Below are 1,302 nucleotides of genomic sequence, written 5' to 3'. Positions count from 1 at the left end.
GGAGGGCGTTCAAAATTCTGTGTCAGTAAATTTGACTAGATTTTAATTATATCATCTAATCGACCTTCAAAGTAAATGGATAATTGAGTAATCGTTTGTCCCCATTCCTGAATAGGCATTGTCCATTTTTCTGATGCCTGTTGAATACCAATATACAGTAATTTCATCAGACTATCCTCATTGGGGAAAGCTCCTTTGGTTTTGGTTAGTTTGCGGAATTGACGATGTACGGCTTCAACGGCATTGGTGGTGTAAATCGGCTTCCTAATCGCTTTAGGGTATTTGAAATAGGCGGATAGTAGATGCCATTTGGTACGCCATGACTGAATGACCACACCATATTTTTCGCCCCATTTTTCTTCTAGCTCATCCAGTGCTACTTCTGCCGCCCCTTTGGTATCAGCACGGTAAATTGGCTTTAAATCAGCCATAAATGCCTTCTGATCTTTACTGGCAACATAGCGTAAAGAATTACGGATTTGATGAACGATACACAGTTGTATTTCTGTTTGAGGGTAAATCGCTGCTATGGCTTCGGGGAAACCTTTTAGTCCATCTACACAGGCAATCAGAATATCCTGAACACCACGATTTTGTAGGTCTGTCAGTACACTAAGCCAATGGTTCGCCCCTTCGCTTTCCGACAAATGCAAGCCGAGTAGTTCCTTCTTACCTTCAACATTTAAAGCTAAAATGGTATAGATCGCTTTGCTCACATAAACACCTTTATCCTTCACTTTGTAATGTATGGCATCTAACCAAACAAAGGGATAAATTGTATCGAGTGGGCGTTGTTTCCATGCTTGTAACTGAGGGAGGAGCTTATCTGTAATATTGGTGATAGCACCATCTGAAATCTCCAATCCATACATATCAGCAACATGCTTTTGAATATCACGATAGCTCATACCAAGTGCATAGAGTGATATGATTTTATTGTCAATTTCTTCTGATAATTTGGTCTGGTTCTTTTTAACTAACTGTGGCTCAAATTCACCATTTCGATCTCTAGGGGTTTCAAGCTCAAATGAACCTGATGTAGATTTTACTGTCTTGCGAGTATAGCCATTGCGGCGATTACCTTGTTTCGGATTCGCTTCAATGTAATTCTCGATTTCTGCTTCAAGAGCAGCTTCGGTCAGCTGTTTAATTAAAGGGGTGAGTATGCCATTTTCTCCAGTCAGTGCTTGTCCTGACTGGAGTTGTTTTAAGGCTGTTTCAAAATCAAATGTAGTTGCCATAATGCATCATTCCTGTTTTTAACAGTTTAAGGAAATGACACAGTTTTTTGAACACTACCAA

At 39.9% G+C, this 1,302-nt stretch carries 1 protein-coding gene; it reads right to left on the bottom strand.

What is annotated here, in order from left to right; translation table 11 throughout:
• Positions 1 to 35: 35 nt before the first annotated feature.
• The gene (locus tag FTV13_RS15550; protein ID WP_004973108.1) at positions 36 to 1,241 is read right to left on the bottom strand and encodes an IS256 family transposase; all 1,206 of its coding nucleotides are present in this window, start codon (positions 1,239 to 1,241) and stop codon (positions 36 to 38) included.
• Positions 1,242 to 1,302 lie beyond the last annotated feature (61 nt).

Origin of the sequence: Acinetobacter sp. YH12235 (assembly GCF_013417705.1) — a bacterium.
GTDB lineage: Bacteria > Pseudomonadota > Gammaproteobacteria > Pseudomonadales > Moraxellaceae > Acinetobacter.
The sequence above is the reverse complement of the archived record's forward strand: the minus strand, read 5'-3'. Positions and strand labels throughout refer to the sequence as shown.